Below are 19,957 nucleotides of genomic sequence, written 5' to 3'. Positions count from 1 at the left end.
CCCTCAGGACCCAAAGCGCTCGACGCGCGCACGCACTTCATCCAGGGAGAGGAATTTGCGGTTTGGATCGGCTCGGCGACGGCGCACTTCGGCGATCTGCTCCTCGGTCAGCTGGATGTCCCGCATGTGTTTGACATAGTCGAGCAACGCCCCCGCGGCGGCATCCTGCTCGCCTTCGGGAAGCTGCACGACCTGACGGATAGCCTCGTCCAGGAGCTTGGTCATACAATCAAGTATAGCAGATTGCAGGCGAGAGAACAGCCAAGCCGCACGGGGAAATGCCCGTTCCCACTCTTGCGCTTCGCGCCCGACGACGCTTGAATGCGCGCCCTAAGGGGCTTTTCATCATGACATTGAACTTGAACGTCCGCGGCGCGATCCTGGTCGCCGCCGCCATCACCGGCCTTGTGACCCTCATTTCGCCCGCACGCGCCGACCGCTGCGACGACAGTGCCAAGGAGCTGGCGAACCAGGTCGATCGCCTCAAGGTGAACTTCCGCGCTGCGAACACCGTCTACCTGACGCACCCGGCGGCCAAGGAGCTGTCCGTGGGTTGCCGCGGCGACAAATATTCCATCGAGCTCTATGCCAAAGGTGATCGCAAGCCGACGCCGGAATTCTATGCGCTGGTGGGATCGATGGCGGCGATCGTCTTCACCGTGACCAAGGACGACACCACGACGGGCGCGACACGCTGCCTGAAGCGGATGGGTCTGCTGCGCGGCGACAAGATCAGCATGCGCTATCGGCGACTCAACATGGAATGCACCCGCACCAAGAAGGACGCGTCCATCGCGATCACGCGCGGCAAGGACGAATAGGCGGAGGCCCTCTTCCGCACTTGCTGCGGACAAGGTGCAATTGCGACGCGACGCAGGTCGCCACGTACTCCGTCATTGCGAGCGGAGCGACTTGTCCGCCGAAGCCTTGGCGAAGGCGGAAGCAATCCAGAATCCTTCCGCGGTGACGGTCTGGATTGCTTCGTCGCAAAAGCTCCTCGCAATGACGAGGAGGGTTTAGTCGTCGCTCGCATAAGGCACGGTGCGGGGCACGAACAGCGCCTCCTACCACACCAATCGCTCGCATTTTAACGATTGCCTTGAAGGAATTTTCGCTCCTCGCAGCGCAGGGTCAATTGTTTCCATGTGTGAGGATTTGCGGATGAAGGTTTCCACCGTTGCGCCGCCGCCGATCGCGATCGTGGTTCCGAGCTACGACACGACCAAGCAGCAGGACGATCAGACCAAGACCAAGGACGCCGACCCCACCTACAAGCCGCAGCCGCCCGCACCGCTGCCGCCGGGTCAGGGCACGCGGATCGATCAGCTCGTCTGATCGATCTTCTCGAAGGACGAATCGCCCGATCCGGTCGATCGGGCCTGTTTCGTGTCCGGCGCATCTTCGCCGGATAGCGGGAACATCATGCGCGGCCACCCCGGAACCTGCGCATGATCGCAAGACGGCCGTTGCTTGACACCACGCTCGTTGCCGCCATGGGCGCGCGATTGTTCGCGTCCACGCGAACCTTGCACCCGGCCCGCCTGCCCCACCGCGGCCATTTTCCCTACGCGCACGATTGGGCCGAAAACCACCGCTCCGGCTCGGCGCGGCCTTCAAGTGTGATCCGGCTCATCAAATTTCCGCATGCGGCGTGCTCATCTGCGAGGCCGAATGAGCATGCGTCGATGGGACAAGCCAATGGAACTGAATGGAGCGCTGCTGTCGCTGGTGGCGGACATCTACGATGCAGCGCTCGACGATTCCCGATGGTCGGCGACGCTTCGTTGCATCGTCGACCTGGCGGGCGGCCAAAGCGGCGGTCTGGTCCGGATCGGAGCAGACGGCGAGGCCGTGATCGCGCATGCCGTTGGTGTCGAGCCGGCCTATGTTCAGTCCTACATCGAAACCTATGAACCGTTCGATCCGTCGCGCAGCGTGCTCCACGCGCCGGTCGGCCAGATCCAGACCATCAGAGACTGGATCGACGTCGACGAATTCCGCACCACCATGTTCTACAACGAATGGACGCGGCCGCAGGGCCTCGAGGACGCCGCCAATATCCTGCTCGACAAATCGCCTGAGGGAATATCCCGCCTCTCGATCATGAAGGCCGGCGGCCCCGTCGACCGCAGGATGTACCAGGTGATCTCCCACCTCACGCCGCACCTGCAACGGGCCATGGTCGTCAGGCAGAAGCTGCAGCAGCAGAACGCATTGGAGACGACGTCGATGCGCACGCTCGACGCCCTGCGAACCGCCATCCTGCTGCTCGATGCCGAGGCTCATATCAGGCACGCCAATGCCAGCGCGCGCGACATCCTGGACGAGGCCGACGTGCTTCGTTCGGCCCGTGGCCGGCTGGTGACGTCCGAGCCGAATGCCGATCGCGTGCTGCGGCAGGCGCTGGCGGGCACGGTTGTCGGCGACCGCGCGACGACGAGCGCAAGCATCTCGCTGCATCTGACGGCCCGCGACGGCGCGCATTTTGTCGCGCATCTCCTGCCGCTGACCGCCGGGCGCCGGCAAAGGTTCGCAGCGAGCTACGACGCCTGCGCCGTCCTGTTCGTCAGCAAGGCAGCGCTCGATACGATCGTCGCGCCCGACCTCATCCGCAAGCTGTTCAGGCTGACGCCGACCGAGCTGCGCGTCTTCCTGTCCATCGTCGAGATCGGCGGGGTTCCCGACGTGGCCAGGAGCATGGGCATCGCCGAATCCACGATCAAGACCCATCTCGCCCGGATCTTCGCCAAGACCGGAACCAAACGACAGGCGGATCTGGTTCGGCTCATCGCGGCCTTTACACCGCCGATCAAGGTCTGAACCCGGTCCCTGTCGCCTCGCGCCGCATGTTTGCCGGAAAGCAGGCTATCAATACGCCGGCGTGGGACAGAACAAGATCGCCAATGATCGCCAGACTGCTGCTGCAGAACACGATCACCACCGCCGCGATGGGCGCGCTGCTGTTCGCCTCCGCAGGGACGCTGCGCTGGCCTTCGGCCTGGGTGTTCCTCGCGACATGCACCCTGCTCGGCCCGCTCTGCGGCTGGTGGCTCTACCGGATCGATCCGGCGCTGCTGGCCGAGCGGCTGCGGCCGGTGCTGCAGAAGGATCAGCCAGCAGCCGACAAATTGTTCATGAGCGTCTTCGTCGTCGCGATGCTGGCCTGGCTGGTGCTGATCGGCGTCGACCGGCGCCTTCAATCGTCCGACATGCCGGTCGCACTCCAGGCGTTCGGCCTTGCGCTGTTCCTGGCCTCGACACTGTCCACGATGTGGGTGTTCCGCGAAAACTCGTTCGCTGCGCCGGTGGTGAAACTGCAGGCTGAGCGCGCCCAGCGCGTGATCTCGAGCGGTCCCTACGCCCATGTGCGTCATCCCATGTATAGCGGCATGGTCCTGTTCTTCGCCGGCGTGCCGCTGCTGCTGGGCTCGTGGTGGGGACTCGTGATGGTCCCGCTCCTGGTCCTCCTGTTCGCGATCCGAATCGGAATCGAGGAGCGCACCTTGCGCGAGGGCCTGCCGGGCTATGCCGATTATGCGGCGCGGGTGCGCTATCGCCTGATGCCCGGCGTTTGGTGAGCGCGCATTGCGCTGCCTCCTCCGAACGGCTGACGCCGCCGAAAGCGGACTTCGCTAGACAGCGGCGGCACGCAACGCAACGAAAGACGCGACGATGTTCTGCAAGCCGCCCTGCCCCGACCAGCCAGAGCTTTCTTCCGCTCCCGATGCTTCAGACGGTCATCCTGGTCCGGCGCACGCGCAGCCCGGCGGCAGCCATGACGTTTTCGGGCGATTGATCGCGCCCGAAGCGGCCGGTCCGGAACGGGGGCTGCCGCCAGCCTCCCTCCGGACCGGCTAAGTTTCTATTTTTTGACGCGTTTCTTGACGCGAACCGGTATCCACTTCGCTCGAAAACGCTCTAGCTGGAGCGCAGTCGAGAAGGGTTGAGAGGCCCGCAATATTGACGAAGATCTGGACCCGGCCGCACGCCGCGGATCATAACGCAGGCCTGTTCGCCTCCGCAGCCAAGGTGCGCCGCCACTCTCCAGGCGCCAGTCCCTCGACACGCCGGAAGGCGCGGCTTAGCGCGGTATCGGAGTCATACCCGACCCTGACCGCCACTTCCGCCAAGGCCGCGCCCTTCCGCATCAGGGTTTTGGCGCGATACATCCGCCACCGCGTCACATAGCTCAGCGGCGTCTCTCCGAGAACCGAACGGAAGTTCTGAGCGAAGGTGGAGCGCGAGACGCCTGCGACACGAGCCATCTCCTCGACCGTCCAGTCGCGTGCGATGTCCGCATGAACGGAGCGAATAACCTTGGCCAAGGATCTGTGCCTCAGCGCAGCAAGCCACCCGCCGGCCCGTGTCCCGTCCGCCGCAACCCACGCGCGGATCGTTTGAATGAACAACACGTCCGTCAGTCGCTCTACCACTAAGTCCGCGCCGAGCCCATCTGCGCGGCTTTCCAGGCCAATCAGGCCTAGGGTGGTCTCGAGCAGATCGAGGTCACCATGCGCCAAGCGAACGTGGAGCAGATCGGGCAACAAGGCGAGCAAGGGCTCGGCCGCGATCGGATCGAATGAAAGACGCGCCGATACCATTTCCATCAGCGCGCCGTTACCGCCATAGTTGACCGTGCGGTCAGGGATGGTGGTGAAGCCGGTCCCTTCCGAGAAGCCGGGCAGGTCCGCAAACAGGTTCACACAATCCACGAGGGCACTGTCGGGCCGATCCGCCAGCGCGAACCGCGTGCCTTCCTTGACGATGAGACAATCGCCCTTGGCCACTGGTAGGGGAACCTCACCCTCGGACAGCAACCAGCCCACACCTTCTGCGATCATCACCAGCCGGGCCTGATAGCCGGTATCGAATGCCACACCCCACGGCGCGGTAAAGCGGAATCGCACATAGAGCGAACTCGCCACGCTCATCGCGCTCACAACGTCGTCGAAGGGATCCATCCCGATTCGATATCGGACGATCGGTCAGGAATCAAGGCGCTTGGGCCATTACTCATACGATCGAGCCAGTCTATCTATCCCACCTCATCGATTGGAGAGGGACATGCGAAGCTACAGAGCTAATAAGATTGGATCGCTCGACGACCTGAAGATCATCGAGGAGGATCTTCCCGTTCCCGGACCTGGACAAGTTCGGGTCAGGGTCCGCGCCACGGCCCTTAACTTTCGCGACCTCGCCCTTCTCACCGGGATATTCCCTGCTCCCGCCAAGGCGGACGTCGTTCCGCTGTCTGATGCGGCTGGTGAAATCGAGGCGGTAGGATCGGATGTAACCCGCTTTGCAATCGGCGACCGCGTTGTCAGCAGCTTCTTTCCGACCTGGTTCGGTGGCGCGTTCGAGGCTGGTGCAGAGCAATATTCGGTCGAACGGGATGGCTGGCTGACCGAGTATAAGGTCGTCGACGCCGAAGCCCTGGTCGCCGCGCCCAATACTTTGTCGTTCGCAGAGGCCGCTGCTCTGACCTGCGCGGGCGTCACTGCTTGGTCGGCTCTTGCCGGCGTCCGGGCGGGCGACATCGTGCTGACGCAAGGCACGGGCGGCGTTTCAATCTTCGCAGTGCAATTGGCCAAAGCGTTGGGTGCGCGTGTCATCGCCACCACCTCAAGCGCGGAAAAGGCCGATCGTCTGCGAGCGCTGGGCGCTGACGAGGTCATCGATTATCGCGCCGATCAGGACTGGGGCTCCACGGCACGCGCAATGACCGATCGTGGGATTGACCGTATCGTGGAGACGGGCGGTGCGACCTCGCTTGCGCAGTCCATCAAGGCAATCGCTCCCAGCGGACAGATTTCGCTGGTCGGCGTGCTCGGCGGCTTTGCGGGCAGCGTCGATTACACGGCGATGTTTTTTAGCTTTGCTCGCTTCCAGACGATCACGACCGGCAGCCGCCGCGATCTTGAGGAGCTCACGCGCTTCGTCGCTCGAACTGGCCTGAAACCCGTCATCGACAGTACCTTCATCTTCGAGGAGGCGCGAGCGGCGATCGAACACCTGGGTCGACGCCAAGTGTTCGGCAAGATCGTCGTTCAGCACTGATTTCATCTTGAACCCTCAACGGAGATTTTAATCGATGAGCGTCTATGCCATCTTCATTCGCGAACGCACCCGCAACGCGGGTGAACTGGAGACCTATGCCGAAATGGTCACCCCCCTACTGGGGAATTCGGGAGCGACGGTTCTCGCGGCCTACGGCGCTCAGGACGTTCTGGAGGGGCCTTCGCCTGAAGGCGTGGTGATGGTCAGCTTCCCGACCATGGAGACCGCGCGCACCTTCTATGACAGCCCCGAATACCAAGCTGCCGTCCGACACCGCTTTTTGGGCGCGGACTATCGATCGATCATCGTTCAGGGGGTCGATGGCTGAGACGGACTGTCCACTTTCGGCGACGTTCTCGAAGAAGGAAAAATCGCGCCGCGATCGATCGCTTCTCGCGCAACACGCTAGGTGCCGCTCTTCAACTCGCTGATCTGCTTGCGTGCCTCGTCGCGCTCCGGAATCGGACGTCCGCTGTCGCGCCACTCGATCGCGGCCTTGAAGCCGTGCTTCTGGGCGTACCGCCTGAACCACAGACCCTCGGGATTGTGACGCGTGATGCCGTCGAACAGGGTGGCGAGCGACTGCGTCTGCTCCAATCCCATATTCAGCATGACTTGGTTGACCACCATTTTATGCATGGCAAGGTGGCTCTTCGGCACCCCGGCGATCCGGTCCGCAAGCTTCCTGGTCGCGTTCTCGAGCTGCTCCATCGGCACGCAGGCGTTGGCCAGACCCCACTCGGCCGCCGTCCGGCCGTCGATCATGTTGCCGGTGAACATGAGCTCTTTCGCGCGCGACGGGCCGAGCTTGAATGTCCACATTGCGGTGGTGGGACATCCCCAGACCCGCGTCGGCATGTAGCCGATCCGGGCGTCCTCTGCCATTACGATCAGGTCGCAGCACAGCGCGATATCACTACCGCCAGCTACCGCCGCGCCGTGGATTTTTGCGATCGTCGGCTTGGAGCATTTCCATAGGCTCATGAAGTTTTCGGTGTTCTTCTTCATGACTGCGTAATCGACGAGCGGATCCCAAGGCTCGCTCTCCTGCTGGCATGGATGCTCGATCTCGCTTTCCGCATAGGCGACGAGATCGTACCCGCCGCAGAAGCCCTTGCCGGCGCCCTCGATAACGAGGACATGCACGTCGTCATTCTTCTCGGCCCACTCCACGGCGGCGCGGATTTCGGCCGGCATCGCATCGTCGATGGCATTGAAGCGTTCCGGGCGGTTGAGGACGAGGCGAGCGATGCGCGGAGCGTCCTCGCGGGTCACGATGCTTAGCGTCGAAAAATTCGGCATAGTATCCTCCGGGCATAAACAGTCAGCATTGACTGTAGCACATCTCATGCTACAGTCAACGCTGACTGTCGATAGGAGGAAGTGCATGTCCAGAGCGGCAAAGTCCGTGCGCGGGTCTGAAGGCTCCGAGACCATGCGATCGAGAGTGCTCGACGCCGCGGTCGAATGTCTGATCGAACACGGCGTAGCCGGCACGACCACCCTCGCTGTCCAGCATCGGGCAGAAGTTAGCCGGGGCGCCCTGCTGCATTATTTCCCCAACCATGCATCGCTTCTGGCCGCGACCGTCGCGGAGCTTGTCCGCCGCAATGAGCGGGCGGTGTCGCAATCCCGCGCGGCGAGCGGCGCATCGTCGGATTCCCTGCAGTCGGCCATCGAGGCCTTGGCCTTCGCCGCCCATCAGCCCGCCTATCTCGCCGAGCTTGAACTCTGGGCCGTCGCACGCACGGACGCGGCTTTGAAGCAGGCGCTCATCGCGGCCGAGCGCGGCGCGCGTCGTGATCTCGAACGAGTCTATTTGCAGCTCTTTGGCAAATGGACGGAATCGGAAGCCTACGATGAATTCGTGGCGCTGACGCTCCATTTCATCAGGGGGTTGGCGATCTCGGACAACCTCCGAAGCTCGGCGCGAAAGCGCGAGCGCCTCATCGCCGCCTGGGCAGAAGCGATGCGGACGGTTCTCGAGACGAAATCCAACGTCCGAAACAGACAAAAGAGTCAGGGGGCTTAGACATGGACGAAACGAGGCTTCGCAATTCCTACTATCCCGCCGATCCGTCGCGGCCGATCCTCGACGTCAGCATCGGTCGTGCTCTCACGTCCGCTGCCGGCACCGTGCCTGATCGCGAAGCGCTGGTCGAAGTCGTTCCGTCATCGATGGCCTCCCCAGTCGGGGCCTCACGCACTGACCGTCGGTGGACGTACGCTCAATTGTACGACGATGCGCAGCGTTGCGCGAGTTGGCTGCTACAACGGGTCGAGAGCGGAGACCGCATCTGCGTCTGGGCCCCGAACGTGCCGGAGTGGGTTGTCTTGCAGTACGGGGCGGCGCTTGCCGGCGTGATCCTGGTCACCGCCAATCCCGCGTTCAAGCCGAGCGAGCTCGAATTCGTTCTTCGGCAGTCCAGATCATCAGCTCTCTTTCATCTATCGAGTTTCCGCGAAGTCGATACAGGTGCCATCGCCCGCGAGTTGGAAGGTCTCGGCATCCACCGCTATTGCTTCGAAGGCTGGCTTGACGAGATCCGCAACACGCCGGAAGCGGCGTTGCCGGAGATCGATTCGCAGCATCCGGCGCAGATCCAGTACACTTCCGGGACCACGGGCAAGCCTAAAGGGGCGCTCCTCCATCACCGCGGCTTGGTGACGAACGCGAGCTATGTGGCGGCCAGAGCAGGTCTAGAAGACAGCGTACTGCTGAGTCCGATGCCGCTCTTTCACACCGCCGGGTCGGTCATGAGCGTGCTCGGCTGCATGACCTCACGCGCGACACTGGTGCTCCCGCTCTTTTTCGATCCGCCAACGGTCCTGCAGGCCATCGAAGCGTCCAGGGCGCAGGTCCTCTTCGGCGTTCCTACGATGCTGCTCGCGCTGATCGAGGCGATGAAGGCCACCCCGCACGATCTGTCGTCCTTGCGTGTGGCGCTGTCCGGGGGCGCTCCGGTCTCGCCGGAGATACACCGTCGCGTGAAAGATGCGCTTGGTCTTCCGGTCGTCACCGTCTTCGGTCAGACCGAGCTCAGCCCGATCGTCGCGCAGACGAGCGACGACGATCCGGAGTTTGAACGGCTTCATACGGTAGGAAAGCCGCTATGGAACGTCGAGGTGCGCATCGCGGATCCCGGCGATTTTCGTGTCTTGCCGACGGGTACAGAGGGCGAAATTCAAGTCCGCGGGTACCAGACGATGATCGGCTATTTCGACGCACCGGACGACACCCAACAGGCTATCACGTCCGACGGATGGCTGCGTACCGGCGATCTGGGAACGATCGACGAGGGCGGCTATATCCGCGTTACCGGTCGCCTCAAGGACATGATCATCCGCGGTGGAGAGAACATCTATCCCGTCGAGATCGAAGCCTGCCTCTTGCGCCATCCGGAGGTCGCCGACGTCGCCGTGTTCGGGGCGCCGGACGAGAAATGGGGCGAAGTCGTCGCAGCAGCCGTTCGCCTGTCGTCAAGCGCTTCAGGATGCGCCGAGCGACTGACTGCGCATTGCCGCGACGCAATGGCCCCACATAAAACGCCGATATTGTGGTTCGCCTGCTCCGAATTTCCGTTGACGGCCTCCGGTAAGGTTCAGAAGTTCCGCCTGCGGGAAGCGCTGGCTGCGGGCTCGCTCGAGCGGATGGACTAGACTAGCCATCCAGCTCGCGATAGCGGCGGAAGATGCCCTGCTCGTTGAAGGGAATGCGGCGCTCGCTCGCCAGATAGGCCTCGATGTTCGGCCGCGCGGCGATGCGGTCGTGCAGGGAAACGAGGCCCGGAATGTCTGTCTCGAACGCCTTCATGCGCCTGGGGAAGGCATAGCGCAGCCCCGCGACGATCTGGAAGAGCGAGAGATCGACGTAAGTCAGCCGCCGGCCGGTGACATAGGCGCCGCCATTCCCGGTGAGAAGCTGCTCGAAATAGCCGAGATATTTCGGCACCCGCTCGTCCCAGAAATCGGCCGTGCGTTTCTTCGCCGGCGGCTTCTGGTCCTCGTAATAGAGCGAGGGTCCGAGCGGATGATGGGTGTCGTGGATCTCGACCACGAGGTCGGTGATGGTGAGCTGAAGCTGGTGGACCCAGAGTCTGCCGGCTTCCGCCTTCGGCGCGAGCGCATGGCGGCTACCGAGATAGAGCAGGATATTGGCGGTCTGGCCGATGACGAGCTTGCCGGCTTTCAGGAACGGCGGCGCAAAGGGCGGCGTGCCCTTCTGTGCATCCATCATCTTCATCATCGCAGCTGTGCCGCGTGGTCTGCGCGCGACGTCGACATAAGCGGCCCCCGCCTCCTCCAACGCCAACCGCACATATTCGCCGCGGCCCTGGATCTCGGGCCAGTAGTAGAGCTCGTATTTCATGGGAGAGGTCCTTTGAGACGCAGGCAGGACAAGCCTAGCATGCGGCGCAAGTTCCGTCGTGATGAGGCGGAACGTCGGCCCCACGCGTCATTGCGGGCGTTAGCGAGCAATCCAGAGCCTTTCCGCGGAGATAGTCTGGATTGCTACGCTCGCAATGACGAGCCGAGGGAGCTCGGCCTCTCAATTCGCAGCGAAACAATACAGCAGGCCGTCGCCGCCCGTGCTCTTCAGATCGGCCTGCGAGCAGCCACCATCGGGACCGCGCGAGGGGTGCGAGCTATTCCAGGATTTTGACGGCTCGTCATCGCGCAGGCCCTTGCGATCGAAATGGCCGACCATCGCGGTGCCTTGCGTGCTCGACGTCCAGTTCTTGCAGGTGCGATCGTCCGGACCGGCAAACGCGGTGCCGTCTGGTTGCGATCCCGTGAGGACGTCGTGCCGGTTCGGCTGGTCACCCATACCGTTGATACCCTCGCCCTTCTCGCTGAGCGCCGTCTGCTTGGTGAGGTTGTTGGCGGAGCCGTGCAACTCGGCAACATCCTTGGCAATGACCGCGCCCTTTGCATTCTGCCACGGTCCTTTGCCGATGCGATCGCGCGCGTTGACGGCCGGCTTGCCGTCGGCGGCCTGCGTCGAGAGGTAGGCGCGCCAGGTCTTCGCACCGGCGCCGGCGGTCTGTGCGAGCCTCGCGCACTGCGCATCGGCTCCCTCCAGGCCGCCGAGATCGGCGCCCTTGCCCGGGCCGTTGGACGTCACGAAGAACGTCATGTCGGCCGACTGCGCCTCCACGGCTGGCGCCCCAAGCAATGCAAGCGAGGCCGCAGCGAGCGCTGAAATCGTCACGGATCTCTTGATACGGATCATCTTGTCCTCCCGTTGTGTTTGTCGTTGGCCGCCTGATTTCAACCCGATGCGCCGCCACTTATTCCGGTGCCGCGATGAATGGGGCACAAAAGAAAAGGGCGTCGTGCCTAAGCACGACGCCCTTTGTTCTCCATCGCTTTGCGATCAGTTGGTCTGCTGGATCGCCGACAATTCCCAGCCGCTGCCGGGCCGTCGGGCAAAGGTCCAGACTTCGGTGACTTCGCCCGGCTGCTCGCTGCCGGCGACGACCGTGCCGCTGTTGCGATCCAGCGTCTTGTCGGTGAGCGCGAAGCGCAGCGCCACCGTGGCGTAGTCGGTCTCGCCTTCGCGCCAGGCCTCCGCGAGATCGCCCTGCAGCAGCTTGACGCCAGTCACCTTGTTGACGACGTTGCGCGCGCGGTTCTGGGCGAGGTCCTGCTCGAAATAGGAGACCATCTCCGGCGTCGCGAGCGTGTGCAGCTTGGCCACGTCCTCGTTCGACCAGGCGGTCTGGACATCGCCGAGCAGGCGCTCGAACGCCTCGTAATCGTCCGGCTTGATCTCGAGCGGCGCGTTATTGGCATTCGCGCCGAAGCCGAAGCCGCCAAGACCACCGCCAAGGCCGCCGCGCTGGTTCGGCTGCGGTCCGGAACCTGCGCCCGCCTCCGCATTGGCATAGGCCGCCTGCGGCGTGTGACGGCGCTGCCACCAGGACATCGCCAGCCGCACCACCAGCACCACGAGCGCGATCTGGATGATCAGGCCCAGGATCGAGGACAGGCCGCCGAGGCCGCCGAACAGGCCGCCGCCGAACAGCATGCCGAGCAGGCCGGCGCCGAGGAAGCCGGCCGCAAGACCGCCCATGAAGCCGCCGGCGCGGCCGAACAGGCCGCCGCGCGCGGGCGCGGAAGCAGCCGAGTTCATGCCTGCACCCGGCTGGGTGTAGGTGCGGTTGAACTGCGAGGCCGAGCCGGGCGCCGTCGTGGTCGAGGGCGGGGCCGAATAGGTGCGCGAGCCGCGTGAACCCGACGAGCCGCCACCGCCGACGCGCGCGTCGGCAGACGAGATCGCCAGCGCAGTCGGCAGCGCAAGCGCCAGCACGACAGCGATGGTCTTGAAGAGACTGCGGGAGCGTAGCGAGAAATTCATGTGCGTTTCCCAAATCCCCGGCATGGGGACGTGCGCCTAAGATGGGCAGACTTCCCGAAAAGTGAAGCCGGTTTCGGAACCTATGGCTGCGGCCCTCAGTCGCGGGGATGTGGCAAAAGCCCATATTTGGCGGGGGCTTGGCCGGGCGCGCCAAGGAACCGTGGTCGCGGGATACCGGCGGTTTGGGCCGAGATTTCCGCTCTTTCCCCGTCATGCGAGCGTAGCGACTTGTCCGCCGAAGCCTCGGCGAAGGCGGAAGCAATCCAGACTGCCTCAGCGGAAAGACTCTAAATTGCCTCGTCGCACCAGCGCAAAATTGCTACGCAATTTTGTCGCGGGCTCCTCGCAATGACGGAGGGGCGAACGGCGTGCGCCGCCTATCCTCACCCCTGCTTCGCCATCGTCTCCTTGACCGCCGCCACGAGCTGGCTGAGCGTGAACGGCTTCGGCAGGAAGTCGAACTGCTGGCCTTCGGGCAGGCTCTTCTCGAAGGCGTCCTCGGCATAGCCGGAGACGAAGATGAACTTGATGTCGGGATTTTTCTCCCGCATCGCCTTCAAAAGCGTCGGGCCGTCCATCTCGGGCATGACGACGTCTGAGACGACGAGATCGATCGCGCCGCTCTGCTCCTCCAGCACTTCCATGGCCTCGACGCCGTTCTCGGCCTCGACCACGGTGTAGCCGCGCGAGCGCAGGCCGCGTGCGTTCAGGGCGCGCAGGCCCTCTTCGTCCTCGACCAGCAGGATGGTGCCCTGCCCCGTGAGATCGGTGCGCGGCTTGGCCTCGGCCGCCGCGGCGTCCTTCCCGGCGCCGCTGGTCGCGCTCACCAGAGCCGCCGGCTGCTCGACCTGCGCTTCAGGCTCGGCATGGTGACGCGGCAGGAAGATGTGGAACGAGGTGCCCTGGCCCGGCTCGGAATCGACGTAGATGAAGCCGCCGGTCTGCTTGACGATGCCGTAGACCGTGGAAAGGCCAAGACCCGTACCTTTGCCGACTTCCTTGGTCGAGAAGAACGGCTCGAAAATCTTGTCGCGGATGTCGGCGGGAATGCCGGTGCCGGTGTCGGCGACCTCGATCCGGACATAATCCGCGGCCGGCATGCCCTTGTAGGCGAGCTTGGCCGCTTGTTCCGCGGTGACGTTGGCGGTGCGGATGATCAGCTTGCCGCCGTCGGGCATGGCATCGCGCGCGTTCACCGCGAGATTGACGATCACCTGCTCGAACTGGGAGACGTCGACCTTGACCGGCCAGAGATCGCGGCCGTGGATGGTCTCGTGCTTGACCTTCTCGCCAATCAGGCGGCGCAGCAGCATGGCGAGATCCGACAGCGCGTCGCCGAGATCGAGCACCTGCGGCCGCAGCGTCTGCCGCCGCGAGAACGCCAGCAGCTGCCGCACCAGGGTCGCGGCCCGCGTCGCGTTCTGCTTGATCTGCATGATGTCCTGGAACGACGGGTCGGTCGGCTTGTGCGCGTTCAGCAGGAAGTCGTTCGCCATCATGATGGCGGAGAGCACGTTGTTGAAGTCGTGGGCGATGCCGCCGGCGAGCTGGCCGACCGTCTCCATCTTCTGCGACTGGTTGATCTGGTTCTCCAGCGCGCGCCGCTCGGTGGTCTCGAGCATGTGCACGATGGCGGCTTCCGCCTCGTTCTCGGCGGCATCGACCGGCGTGACGAAGAACTGGCCCCAGCGCTCCTTGGTCCCTTCCAGCGCCACCTCGACCGGGGCGATGTCGGCCTGGCCGTCGGCGGCCTGGTTGATGGCCGCGATCAGGAGGTGCCGGTCGCGCGCATTGACCGCGCGGAAGATCGACTTGGAGGCGCTGTCGAGCCCGAGCGCCTGGCCGAGCTTGGCGTAGCGCGCATTGGCGCGCACCACGTTGCCGCCGCGATCGACGGTCGCGATCGCCATCGGCGTATGGTCGAAGAAGCGCATGAAGCGCACTTCGGCGGCGCGGTCGGGATCGCTGCGCTCGTCGCGGGCGCGGCTGATGACGAGCGTGCGCGACGGCCCCGGCGCGCCGTCGGCGCCGAAGGCGAGCTTGTGATAGAGCCGCACCGGCATGGTCTTGCCGGTGCGCATGCGCAGATCGATGTCGAAGACCTCGGTCTTCACCTCGCCCGGCACCGCCACGATCGACGTCAGCAGCGAGGCGCCGTCGCCGGAGACGATGTCAGTCAGCTTCAGGCCGCCCGAGCCGATCTCGGCGAGGTCGTAGTCGAGCCAGTTCGCCAGCGTCGCGTTGACATAAGCGAGCTCGCCGGCCGGATTGACCGAGAAGAAGCCGCACGGCGCGTGGTCGAGATATTCGATCGCGTGCTGGAGCTCCTGGAACACGTCCTCCTGGCGCTCGCGGTCGCGGGTGATGTCGGCGATCGACCACACCGCGTATTTCGCCTCGCGCTTGCCGGTGCCGAGCGGGCGCACCCGCATGCGCAACCAACGGCCCTGGCTGCCGTCCTGGCCGGAGATGCGGACCTCTTCCTGCTGCCGTTTGCCTTCGCGCGCGGCCTTGAGCAGGCGGAACACGGCTTCGGAGACGTCGGGGTTGCCGATGAAGACACGCTCGACCGGGCGCACGTCCTGCGGCCCGGTCGCGCCCGTCAGCGTCAGATAGGCGGCGTTGGAATAGACCACGTGGCCGCGGGCATCGGTGACCGCGAGCCCGTCGAATCCATGATCGGCGATGCGGCCCACGACCGGATCATCGAGACTGCGGTCGGCGAAGCGGATGATCCCGGCGGCGAAGGCGAACAGGTTGAACAGGCCGACCATGGCCAGCACGGCGAGGATGCCGAGGATATAGGGCTGCGCCTGCGCGCGCCCGAGCGTCATCAGCCCGACGGCGACGGCGACGAGGCCGGCGGCCACCAGCAGCACCAACGCAATGCTACCCGAGCGCGGCGACGGCTCGTGCGTCGCAACGGGCTCGCGGGTGAGGTCGTGGTCGGTCTCGGCGGTCATTCTCGAGCTGGCGCAGCCTGTCGGCAGAGAATCAACGCGCTACGGGGCGCGTGGGGTCCTCCCTGCCTGAATCGGACCCTGAGGTGCAAGGGCAGCAGGGGCGAAAGGTACGCTGATTCCCAGATTACGGCCATTTCCGGTACTTTTCGGGTGTTTTATTCTCGCCCGGCGCTGAATCCGCGCTTCAGCCGCATGACGTAGCCGATGACTTCGGCGACCGCATGGTAGTGCTCGGTCGGGATTTCCTGGTCGATCTCGACGGTGGCGTAGAGCGCGCGGGCGAGCGGCACGTTCTCCACGATCGGGATGTCGTGCTCGCGCGCGATCTCCCTGATCTTGAAGGCGAGATTGTCGACGCCCTTGGCGACGCAGATCGGAGCCGTCATGCCGCGCTCGTAGGACAGCGCCACCGAATAGTGGGTCGGGTTGGTGATGATCACCGAGGCCTTGGGAACCGCCGCCATCATGCGCTTCTTGGCGCGCTGCTGCCGCAACTGCCTGAGCTTGCCCTTGATGTGCGGATCGCCTTCGGACTGCTTGAACTCTTCCTTGATCTCCTGGAGCGACATCTTCTGCCGCTGGAACCAGCTGCGGTACTGGAAAAAATAGTCGGCAATGGCGACGATCGCGAGCGCTGCGACCACCGCACCCAGCAGATGGATCGTCATGCTGGTGCTGGCGCCGAGCATGGCAGCCGGATCGAGCCTGACCATCGCTTCCATGCGGTGCCGCTCCGGCCAGAGGATCATGGTCATGACCACGCCGAGCAGCACGAGCTTGCCGATGCCCTTGAGAAAATTGGCCGCCGCCTGCTTGCCGAAGATGCGCTTGAAGCCGGCGCCGGGCGAGATCTTGCTGAACTTCGGCGTCAGGGATTCGGTCGACCAGACCAGGCGGTGCTGGAGCATGTTTCCGGCGATCGCCGCCAGCATCAGCATCAAGAGAGGCACGCCGATCGCCGCGAGCAGGGCGAATTCGATCTGCTGCATCAGCGCGAGCAGGGCCTTGCCGTCGGTCTTGATCATCCAGGAATTGGCGAGCAGGCCCCGCATCGGCGCCAGCAGCCCGCTGCCCACCGAGCCCGAGAAGGTCGAGACCACGAGCGTGCCGCCCGCCATCATGAACCAGGTGTTGATCTCCTGGCTCTTGGCGACGTCGCCGCGTTCGAGCGCGTCGTCCAGGCGCTTTTGCGTCGGGTCTTCTGTTTGACTCTCTGGGTCCTTGTCTTCTGACATCGATCTACCGTGACCTCAGCGGCATCAACTGGTGCATGACACCGATGAAGTAATCCAGATAGGTGCCCATCATCGCCGTGAGCACCACGGCGAGCACCAGGAAGCCCGCGAAGATCGAGAGCGGCACACCGACGAAATAGACCTGCATCTGCGGCATCAGCCGCGCCAGCACGCCAAGGCCGATGTTGAAGACCAGGCCGAACACCAGAAACGGCCCCGAGAGCTGCAGGCCGAGGCGGAACGCGGCGGCAAAGGCGCGCGTTGCGAGCGAGGCCACATCGCCGCTCGATACGGTCTCGCCCGGCGAGAAGATCGTGTAACTGTCGTTCAGCGCCGCGATCACCAGATGATGGCTGTCGGTGGCGAACAGCAGCGTTACCCCGAGGATGGTCAGGAAGTTGCCGACCAGCACGCCCTGCTGGCCCTGCGTCGGGTCGACCGAGGTGACGAAACCGAGTCCCATCTGCTGTGCGATCACGGATCCCGCGACCTGGAGCGCCGAGAGCGTCACGCGCGCGGTCGCGCCCAGCACGATTCCGATCGCGATCTCATGCAGCATCAGGACCAGGAGCGGCGCGAGCGATCCCATGTCGACCTGGTAGGCGTTACGATGCAGCGGCAGGATGATCAGCGTCAGCACCAGCGCGATCGACAGCTTGATCCGCGTCGGAATGTTGGTCTCGCCCAGCCCCGGCAACAGCATCACCATCGCGCCGACCCGGGCGAAGGCGAGCATGAAGGAAGCGGCGAGCGCCGGCAGTAGCGAGACGTCGATGCGCATGATTGACGCATCTTGCCTCAGCCGCCGATGATTCGCGACGAGATCCGCAGCATGTGGGCGTGGAGCGCGTCCGCCATGAACGGCAGCGCCAGCAGCATCGTGGCAAAGATGGCGAGGATCTTCGGCACGTAGATCAGCGTCTGCTCCTGGATCTGCGTCAGCGCCTGGAACAGCGACACGATGACGCCGACCACCAGACCGACCACCATCAGGGGGGAGGACACGATCACGATCGTCCAGATCGCATCGCGCGCAACGTCGAGGGTTTCGGGTCCGGTCATTTGAATTCCTATCTCTGAATTGTTTGTCGTCATTCCGGGGCTCGCGAAGCGAGAACCCGGAATCCATCGGGCCGCAGCGTTGGTCGCACCATGATTCCGGGCTCGCGACTTCGTCGCGCCCCGGAATGACAGTGCGCGTCAGATCGGCATCTTCATGATGTCTTCATACGCCGCGATCACGCGGTCGCGGACCGAGACGAGCGTGGACACCGCGACGTCGGTGTCCGCCACCGCCGTCACCACGTCCATCACGTTGGCCTTGCCGGAGGCCATCGCCACGGTCTGCGCATCCGACTTGCGGCCGGACTCCATGACGCTGCCGACGGCGTCCTTCAGCATCGAGGCAAAGGATTGCCCGCCTGCCTCGGTGGCTTTGCCGGCACCGCTGTTCTCCAGCACCCGGGCGAGGTTGGCATAAGCGTTGGCCGCGATTGTCGGTGATGCCATGGCTCAATTGTCCTGTTCAGCTCTTGAGGATGTCGAGCGTGCGCTGGATCATCCGGCGCGTCGCACTGATGATGTTGAGATTGGCCTCGTAGGACCGCTGCGCGTCGCGCATGTCGGTCATCTCGACCACCGAGTTCACGTTCGGATATTTGACGTTGCCGCTGGCGTCAGCGACCGGATTGTTCGGCTCGTATTTGACGCGGAAGTTCGACTGGTCCGGCTTGATCCTGCCGAGGGTGACGACCTGCGCGTCGAGCGTGCGGTCGAGCGCGGAGGAGAAGGTCGGAACCTTGCGCCGGTAGGGATCTCCGCCTGCGGTCTGCGAGGTCGAATCCGCGTTCGCGATGTTTTCCGAGATCACCCGCATGCGGCCGGCTTGCGCCCGCAGACCGGAGGTCGCGATCGCCATCGAGCGGGCAAAGTCGCTGCTGTCATTGGCCATGATGCGCCTCCTCTAGCTCTTCTGTTCCCGGATCATGCGGCTAGCCCTTGCCGATCGCGGTCTTGAGCAGATGCAGGCTCTTCGAATAGAGCGAGGTCGCCGCCGCGTAGTCCATCTGGTTGCTGGCCGCCTTCATCATCTCCTCTTCGAGATTGACGGCGTTGCCCGCGGGGCGGGTCTCGAACCCCGCATTCTTGTTCTGGTCGAATCCGGAAGCAGCCCCTGACGGCGTCATGTGAGAACCGCTGGTGCGGGCGAGCGCGAGGGGGCCCATCGAGCCTGTGACGGCCCCGGACTTGTCGAGCTTCGGCTCGACCAGGTCGCGCGGCCGGAATTTGGGCGTGTCGGAATTGGAGACGTTCTCGGACAGGACGCGCTGGCGCTCCTGGTGCCACTGCATCTTGGTGCGAAGCGCCGACAGCACCGGGAGGTCGTTGATGGACATCGTCGCGGCTCCTTCCGCCTCTTGCGAACCTTGAGGTCCGCAACTAGGCAGAATTTGCCGCGTGTATGGTTAACAGCTGGTTAAGGACGCCCTCGAGGCGTGTCCCCGGGCGGGACACTATTTTGCGCCCCGTGATTCTACGCCTCCAAAAATGGCATTAACCCAACCATTTGGCGGCGCATTCACGGGCCAAGAAGTCGTTTTGGATCGAGCGATTCATAGGTTATTAAGAGTTGGGGACGGCAAAACTTGCCGTGGGACGTTAAGAGATCGCAGTTTGGGGCATCGTTAAGCCGGTGGTTGGCGCGTCTGACCACGGGCACGAGAACAGCGCCATTTGTCGGGGACAAGTATGCAAGGCAGCCCTATCACCTTCATCGTCGCGTTCATCGTCGTTCTGGCGTTGATCGGCGTCGCTGCCTGGCTGGTTCGCCGATTCGCCGGCAGCCGGGTCGGCGCCAACACCCAGCGCGGCAGGATGCCCCGGCTCGCGGTGATCGACGCTGCCGCGGTCGACGGTCGGCGCCGCCTGGTGCTGGTCCGGCGTGACAATGTCGAGCATCTCCTGATGATCGGCGGGCCGACCGATATCGTCGTCGAGCCCAATATCGTTCGCGCCGCGCCCGGCCGCGACCAGCTTCCGCAGCGTCCGAACGCCGCGGAACCGCCGCGGCTCGCGCCCATGCCGGATACCAGCAGCTGGGCCGACGAAGCACCGCGGCCCGAACTGCTCGATCATCCCGAGCCGCAGATGCCCGAGCCGCCGCCGCGGCCCGCGCGCCCGTCCTTCGCCGACGAGGTGCGCCGGCCCGCTCCCGCGCTGGCCGAACGCCGCAGCGATCCCCTCGCCGGCTTTACGGCCGAGCCGAACGCGCCGCGCCCCGAGCGCGAACCCCGGCCCGAGCCGCTGCCCCCGCGCGTTCCGCGCAGCGAGCCGCCACTGAT

The 19,957-nt window shown here is 64.3% G+C and carries 22 protein-coding genes; 9 read left to right on the top strand and 13 right to left on the bottom strand.

Annotated elements, in window-relative coordinates; all coding sequences use genetic code 11:
* Nucleotides 1-3: 3 nt before the first annotated feature.
* A complete protein-coding gene (locus tag XH81_RS08160) occupies nucleotides 4-225 on the bottom strand; it encodes a hypothetical protein (RefSeq protein WP_028142783.1) in 222 nt (73 codons plus the stop codon).
* 122 nt (nucleotides 226-347) lie between these two features.
* Between XH81_RS08160 and XH81_RS08155 the strand changes: the two genes are divergently transcribed.
* The 4 genes from XH81_RS08155 to XH81_RS08140 all read left to right on the top strand — a co-directional run bounded on the left by XH81_RS08155 (nucleotide 348) and on the right by XH81_RS08140 (nucleotide 3,578).
* Complete coding sequence (locus XH81_RS08155) at nucleotides 348-821, top strand: hypothetical protein (protein WP_028142782.1); 474 nt, start codon at nucleotides 348-350, stop codon at nucleotides 819-821.
* A gap of 340 nt (nucleotides 822-1,161) precedes the next feature.
* Entirely contained in the window at nucleotides 1,162-1,335 is a 174-nt protein-coding gene (locus XH81_RS08150; protein ID WP_162832252.1) for a hypothetical protein, read from the top strand.
* A gap of 363 nt (nucleotides 1,336-1,698) precedes the next feature.
* On the top strand, nucleotides 1,699-2,820 hold the full coding sequence (locus XH81_RS08145; RefSeq protein ID WP_038948102.1) for a helix-turn-helix transcriptional regulator: 1,122 nt from the start codon (nucleotides 1,699-1,701) through the stop codon (nucleotides 2,818-2,820).
* Between the two features lie 83 nt (nucleotides 2,821-2,903).
* Nucleotides 2,904-3,578 carry a methyltransferase family protein gene (locus tag XH81_RS08140; RefSeq protein WP_028142779.1) on the top strand — a complete coding sequence of 225 codons (675 nt, stop codon included), beginning with the start codon at nucleotides 2,904-2,906 and terminating at the stop codon, nucleotides 3,576-3,578.
* Between the two features lie 417 nt (nucleotides 3,579-3,995).
* Here XH81_RS08140 and XH81_RS08135 read toward each other — a convergent pair whose 3' ends face one another.
* Nucleotides 3,996-4,961 carry an AraC family transcriptional regulator gene (locus XH81_RS08135; protein ID WP_038971620.1) on the bottom strand — a complete coding sequence of 322 codons (966 nt, stop codon included), beginning with the start codon at nucleotides 4,959-4,961 and terminating at the stop codon, nucleotides 3,996-3,998.
* A gap of 103 nt (nucleotides 4,962-5,064) precedes the next feature.
* On the opposite strand from XH81_RS08135, the gene XH81_RS08130 reads away from it, so the two are divergent.
* Entirely contained in the window at nucleotides 5,065-6,057 is a 993-nt protein-coding gene (locus XH81_RS08130) for a zinc-dependent alcohol dehydrogenase family protein (RefSeq protein ID WP_038948104.1), read from the top strand.
* A 34-nt stretch (nucleotides 6,058-6,091) separates the two neighbouring features.
* A complete protein-coding gene (locus tag XH81_RS08125; RefSeq protein WP_028142777.1) occupies nucleotides 6,092-6,385 on the top strand; it encodes a DUF1330 domain-containing protein in 294 nt (97 codons plus the stop codon).
* 77 nt (nucleotides 6,386-6,462) lie between these two features.
* Here the strand turns inward: XH81_RS08125 and XH81_RS08120 are convergent, their stop codons facing one another.
* A complete protein-coding gene (locus XH81_RS08120; RefSeq protein WP_028142776.1) occupies nucleotides 6,463-7,359 on the bottom strand; it encodes a crotonase/enoyl-CoA hydratase family protein in 897 nt (298 codons plus the stop codon).
* An 85-nt stretch (nucleotides 7,360-7,444) separates the two neighbouring features.
* Here XH81_RS08120 and XH81_RS08115 point away from each other — a divergent pair, with 85 nt between their 5' ends.
* Both XH81_RS08115 and XH81_RS08110 read left to right on the top strand, forming a co-directional pair.
* Nucleotides 7,445-8,089, top strand: a complete 645-nt coding sequence (locus tag XH81_RS08115; RefSeq protein ID WP_028142775.1) for a TetR/AcrR family transcriptional regulator — start codon at nucleotides 7,445-7,447, stop codon at nucleotides 8,087-8,089.
* A gap of 2 nt (nucleotides 8,090-8,091) precedes the next feature.
* On the top strand, nucleotides 8,092-9,717 hold the full coding sequence (locus XH81_RS08110) for an AMP-binding protein (RefSeq protein ID WP_028142774.1): 1,626 nt from the start codon (nucleotides 8,092-8,094) through the stop codon (nucleotides 9,715-9,717).
* Nucleotide 9,718: 1 nt separating this feature from the next.
* On the opposite strand, the gene XH81_RS08105 is transcribed toward XH81_RS08110, so the two are convergent.
* The 10 genes from XH81_RS08105 to flgB all read right to left on the bottom strand — a co-directional run bounded on the left by XH81_RS08105 (nucleotide 9,719) and on the right by flgB (nucleotide 19,012).
* Complete coding sequence (locus XH81_RS08105) at nucleotides 9,719-10,426, bottom strand: glutathione S-transferase (RefSeq protein ID WP_028142773.1); 708 nt, start codon at nucleotides 10,424-10,426, stop codon at nucleotides 9,719-9,721.
* A gap of 180 nt (nucleotides 10,427-10,606) precedes the next feature.
* A complete protein-coding gene (locus XH81_RS08100) occupies nucleotides 10,607-11,290 on the bottom strand; it encodes a lectin (RefSeq protein ID WP_028142772.1) in 684 nt (227 codons plus the stop codon).
* 144 nt (nucleotides 11,291-11,434) lie between these two features.
* Nucleotides 11,435-12,442, bottom strand: coding sequence for a Tim44 domain-containing protein (locus tag XH81_RS08095; protein ID WP_097668917.1), 1,008 nt, complete (start codon nucleotides 12,440-12,442; stop codon nucleotides 11,435-11,437).
* A 359-nt stretch (nucleotides 12,443-12,801) separates the two neighbouring features.
* Nucleotides 12,802-15,381: a cell cycle histidine kinase CckA gene (gene cckA, locus XH81_RS08090; protein ID WP_028142770.1), complete on the bottom strand. Its 2,580-nt coding sequence runs from the start codon at nucleotides 15,379-15,381 to the stop codon at nucleotides 12,802-12,804.
* 155 nt (nucleotides 15,382-15,536) lie between these two features.
* Nucleotides 15,537-16,616: a flagellar biosynthesis protein FlhB gene (gene flhB / locus XH81_RS08085; RefSeq protein WP_028142769.1), complete on the bottom strand. Its 1,080-nt coding sequence runs from the start codon at nucleotides 16,614-16,616 to the stop codon at nucleotides 15,537-15,539.
* A 4-nt stretch (nucleotides 16,617-16,620) separates the two neighbouring features.
* Nucleotides 16,621-17,397 carry a flagellar biosynthetic protein FliR gene (gene fliR, locus XH81_RS08080; RefSeq protein WP_028142768.1) on the bottom strand — a complete coding sequence of 259 codons (777 nt, stop codon included), beginning with the start codon at nucleotides 17,395-17,397 and terminating at the stop codon, nucleotides 16,621-16,623.
* Nucleotides 17,398-17,414: 17 nt separating this feature from the next.
* Complete coding sequence (gene fliQ / locus XH81_RS08075) at nucleotides 17,415-17,678, bottom strand: flagellar biosynthesis protein FliQ (RefSeq protein WP_018321865.1); 264 nt, start codon at nucleotides 17,676-17,678, stop codon at nucleotides 17,415-17,417.
* Nucleotides 17,679-17,816: 138 nt separating this feature from the next.
* Nucleotides 17,817-18,125 (bottom strand): flagellar hook-basal body complex protein FliE, encoded by a 309-nt coding sequence (fliE, locus tag XH81_RS08070; RefSeq protein WP_018321864.1) that lies wholly within the window; start codon nucleotides 18,123-18,125, stop codon nucleotides 17,817-17,819.
* Nucleotides 18,126-18,141: 16 nt separating this feature from the next.
* Nucleotides 18,142-18,567, bottom strand: a complete 426-nt coding sequence (gene flgC / locus XH81_RS08065; RefSeq protein WP_018321863.1) for a flagellar basal body rod protein FlgC — start codon at nucleotides 18,565-18,567, stop codon at nucleotides 18,142-18,144.
* 40 nt (nucleotides 18,568-18,607) lie between these two features.
* Nucleotides 18,608-19,012, bottom strand: a complete 405-nt coding sequence (gene flgB, locus XH81_RS08060; RefSeq protein ID WP_028142767.1) for a flagellar basal body rod protein FlgB — start codon at nucleotides 19,010-19,012, stop codon at nucleotides 18,608-18,610.
* A gap of 352 nt (nucleotides 19,013-19,364) precedes the next feature.
* On the opposite strand from flgB, the gene XH81_RS08055 reads away from it, so the two are divergent.
* A partial coding sequence (locus XH81_RS08055; protein ID WP_271596096.1) for a flagellar biosynthetic protein FliO occupies nucleotides 19,365-19,957 on the top strand: 593 nt, incomplete at its 3' end.

The sequence above is a fragment of the Bradyrhizobium sp. CCBAU 25360 genome, assembly GCF_028128695.1.
Taxonomy (GTDB): Bacteria; Pseudomonadota; Alphaproteobacteria; order Rhizobiales; family Xanthobacteraceae; genus Bradyrhizobium; species Bradyrhizobium ottawaense.
This window is presented reverse-complemented; position numbering and strand designations above follow the sequence as displayed.